The following is a 4,089-nucleotide window of genomic DNA, read 5'->3' on the forward strand; positions in this document are numbered from 1 at the left end:
TAAAAACCAAATCCAGTAAGGGTTTTCAAAGCACAAAATGGCTACGCCATTTTGTGCTTTGGTATAATAGATGCGGCGTAAGTGCCACCTCTATTTTTAATAGGCGAAAGAAGTTTCGCGATGTTTGATTAATGTCTCTACGGGCAAAGCACTACGGAGATGTTGCCAAGGCAGAATTTGCTGTACATCCCAATCTTCATGGACATACCAAGCTAAAGGTGGCAACTGTCCCCGCAGTTCCTTAAAGGCGCGTTTATAGGAACCATCGCTGGGGACATCCCCATCGCTATAGCTACAAGCCAAAATCAGTAATTTAGTCAAACGGCGATCGCCTCTAGATATCATTGCTTGCACCAGCGAATCCTTATAACTTTCAGGACGAAAATCAATCCCTTTGGGCAATAGTTTTTTACGAAAATGCTGCATTTTCTTTTCGGCAGTGGTGCTGACTCCCTGCCATTGCCAAGGCGTATGGGATTTCGGAACGAAGGTGCTGCAACCGAAAGCGATCTTTAATTTTGGCGCAATTTTGCGCAGGGAAATTAGCATTTCGATGGTTTGTTCGATATCGTCATCATTTTCCATAGGCACGCCTGCCATGCCATAGAGTTTTAATGATTTCAAGCCACCAGCTTGAGCATTGATTGCCGCTTGCTTGATTTCATCATTATGCAATTTCTTATTGATGATTTCGCGCAAACGTTCGGAACCGCTTTCGATCGCAATGGTGACAGAGCGACTATCACGGGTAGAGAGGATTCGCGCTAATTTTTCCGTTAGGGTATTGGTGCGGACTGAGGCAAGACTGAGGCGGACATCATCAAACTGAGACTGGGCGAGATAATCTAGCAATAAATCAAATTCAGGATGTTGGGTAATTGATGCACCGAGTAAGCCCAGTCGTTTGGTTACTTTTAGTCCCTTCGCGATCGCAGGTATTAGACTCGTCTCTAGACTAGCGGTTCTAAAGGGAAGCGTTAAATAACTCGCCAAGCAGAAGCGGCACATCTCTGGACAGCTCCGTACCACTTCCACCATAAAGATACTTTCCCATGCGGCTTTCTCTGTAACCACTGTAGAGGCTGAGAGGGTGTTCCCTTTATAGGTTTGTTTGTGGATTGTGGCAGGAATATCTGAATCTATGGGTTGAATGGACGAGATCGCCCCATCATCGGATTCATAGGTTACTTCATACAATAATGGAACATAAATTCCATCTAGTTTGGCTAAATGACGCAATTTTATTTCACGACTGGCATGGCGGACTTCTTGGTAAGCATTGAGGAAATTCCCAATTAATTCTTCGCCATCACCGAGCAGAATAATATCAAACCACGCAGCAAAGGGTTCGGGATTGGCGGTGAGGACTGACCCTCCACCAAAAACTAACGGATGCTCGTCAGTGCGATCGCAGGTATCGATGGGAATCTCAAATTTTTTTAAAGCGGCAAGAATATTGACATAATCTAGTTCCCATGAAAACGAAAAGCCTAATATTTCAATCTTCCTAGGTAAGTCCTCATGGGCATCGGTGAACCATCGACTGACGTTAACCTGCGATCGCGTAGCCAAATTTGCCCATACGCCTTGATAGCCTAAGCTCGTAATTCCCACGGTGTAGGTATTGGGAAAAGCAAAGACAATATTTACTGCATCGAAATCTGGTGTGGTTGGGTCAAAGAGTAAATGTTCAGACTGAAAGTAGGATTGGTTCAACGTTTCGGCAATATATCGCAATATCGCTATTATGCCATATCTAAAAGGGTGCAAAACGAACAAGAGCGGCGCGGCACTTCGTGTCGCACCTCTCTTGTTTTCCGTAGCTACAGTCACTTGACTTAGGACATAAACCCGAAGAATTGATTGGCGGCGCTTCGCGCCGCCAATCAATTCTTCGGGTTTATGTCCTAGTACAATTAGCGACAGCTATAGTTTATAAAACTGCCAATGGATTGCTTATGTCAGAACAAACAACATATTTAGAGCTATCGGAAGGAGATAGTGGTTCTCACAAGTTTTATGAAGTAATTGTGAATGGTACAAATGTATCGATTCGTTATGGTCGCATTGGCGATCGCGGACAAACCAAAGTCTCTACCTTTGATACACCTGAGAAAGCTCTAGCTGATGCCACCAAAAAAATCAACGAAAAGAAGCGCAAGGGTTATGAGCTAGCTGTATTGGGCGAACGCAAAAAACGGGCGATTACTCGTCGAGAAATTTCTAGCAGTAAGTCAACGGCGCAACAGTCGCCAGTAATGTGGAAGTTTGCCACTGGAGCCCCCGCCTTTGGAGTATCGATCGATGAAATAGGTTGCTGGGTTGGCAATCAAGATGGGCGAATCTATACGCTCACCCATGATGGTCAAGTAATCAATCAGTTCAAATTACCTGATGGTGTGAAGTGTATTGTTAGCGATCGCGATTGGCTATATGCAGGATGTGATGATGGTAAGGTCTATGACTTGGGTGGAAAAGTGCCGCGTGTTGCCTATGAGATTGCGCGGGATGTGGATATTTTTTGGCTAGATATTAGCGATGGCATTTTAGGGGTCTCAGATAAGGATGGTTGCGTTACCACAATCAATCATGAGGATGAGTCTAAATGGACAAAAAATAGTGCGGGTAATCATGGCTGGATGGTGCGTTGCGATGAGATTGGCATCTACCACGGACATAGTCAAGGCGTGACGATGTATGACTGGGAGGATGGACAGATGATCTGGAATCAGCCCACCAATGGATCCGTTCTGTTTGGCTGGCAAGAGGAGTCAATGATTTATGTTGGCACTTCTAATCGTCTAGTTCAGAGTTTTACCAAAAAAGGCGAAATCAGCAAGGTTTATAAATGTGATGCGGCTATCTATTCCTGTGCTACCGCAGGCGATGGCGAATATGTATTTGCTGGTGATAACTGTTCTTCGATCTATTGTTTTAATCATGATGGCGATCGCCTTTGGAAATTGGGAACGGGTTGTGGATCTGCTTTTTCGATGCAGTTTTTTAATGGAAGATTGTATATTGTGACAACGGATGGCTCTTTTGCTTGCATTGATGCTAGTGAAACTGCCATTCAAGCGGCTCAAGCAGGAACATTTACGCTGGCTATTAATATCAAGGCTCCGAAATTAGAGGATGTGCTGCCATCTACGACCTTGGAAACCACTTCAGATCCTAGCCGAGGTGTATTATTAGAATGTTTCCAAGAAGGCAGCAAGTTGAGAATTCGGGTTATCTCTGATGGCTATGACCAGACTTGGAAAGTGCAATTCCCCAAAGACATTCGTGAAGCAGGCGCACGTTATCTCGTTGACGAAATTCGCGAATCTTCCAATGGTAGTTTTTATCGTACCATTGGCGATATTAAAAGACTAGTTTAGCGTCAAACCTTGGCGATTAGTTTTTTCAATATATGAGCATCTCTATTAATTAACTTTTGAGTGAAAGATAAAGTCTGAAAGCACTGATTTCTCGTTGCTAGTTTGCCTTGAATTTGAATTTTTAGAGATGCCCATATGACTACCTAACTTGTTTAGAGTTAGGAGCGCAAACATAATCACCATTTTGAAATATCGGTGTTGCCTCTACTCCAAAACCCGATGTACATAAAATTGATAATGTCGTAAATTTATTATTGATTTGCTTTAGATATACCGCTCCCACATAATTAGCCCCTCTACAGGACTCAATACGAGAGGTGCAGAATAGATAATTGCTATCGCTATCCCCACATTTATTTGGATTGTCAGCACAAGGCCAGCGAATTCCTTCATCACATCTCCATTGACAACTTACATCCGATCCCAATTGATTATTTATAGCTGTTCCAAAATTTAAAACTCCATGAGGAGTCATAACGGTCTTGTAAAGATAATATTCAGTTTGTTCGGGCACTCCTACACCCAATTCATTTAAATTTTGGGCGAAGGTATTTTTCTTTAAATAATAGGCTTGTTGAGCTTGATTCATTGAGCCAACATAACTAATTACTTCAGGCTGTCTACAGGCAAAAGCTGCCGATGTTAGACTCAACCAAATTCCTATAGAACAAATAAGGCATTTAAAAAATCTTAATGACTCACCTTACGC

The 4,089-nt window shown here is 43.0% G+C and carries 3 protein-coding genes; 1 reads left to right on the forward strand and 2 read right to left on the reverse strand.

The genetic code is table 11. From position 1 onward, the window contains the following. Positions 1 to 96: 96 nt before the first annotated feature. On the reverse strand, positions 97 to 1,716 hold the full coding sequence (locus AC805_RS11960) for a radical SAM protein (RefSeq protein ID WP_055075653.1): 1,620 nt from the start codon (positions 1,714 to 1,716) through the stop codon (positions 97 to 99). A gap of 242 nt (positions 1,717 to 1,958) precedes the next feature. On the opposite strand from AC805_RS11960, the gene AC805_RS11965 reads away from it, so the two are divergent. Then, positions 1,959 to 3,380 carry a WGR domain-containing protein gene (locus tag AC805_RS11965; protein ID WP_055075654.1) on the forward strand — a complete coding sequence of 474 codons (1,422 nt, stop codon included), beginning with the start codon at positions 1,959 to 1,961 and terminating at the stop codon, positions 3,378 to 3,380. 139 nt (positions 3,381 to 3,519) lie between these two features. Here the strand turns inward: AC805_RS11965 and AC805_RS11970 are convergent, their stop codons facing one another. Continuing rightward, entirely contained in the window at positions 3,520 to 4,032 is a 513-nt protein-coding gene (locus AC805_RS11970) for a type IV pilin-like G/H family protein (protein WP_055075655.1), read from the reverse strand. Positions 4,033 to 4,089: the final 57 nt, after the last annotated feature.

The sequence above is a fragment of the Pseudanabaena sp. 'Roaring Creek' genome, from assembly GCF_001402795.1.
In the GTDB taxonomy this organism is placed as follows: domain Bacteria; phylum Cyanobacteriota; class Cyanobacteriia; order Pseudanabaenales; family Pseudanabaenaceae; genus Pseudanabaena.

What these genes read in the sequence shown, in the direction of transcription:
- AC805_RS11965 (WP_055075654.1), top strand. Translation starts at nt 1,959, where the DNA reads ATGTCAGAACAAACAACATATTTAGAGCTATCGGAAGGAGATAGTGGT.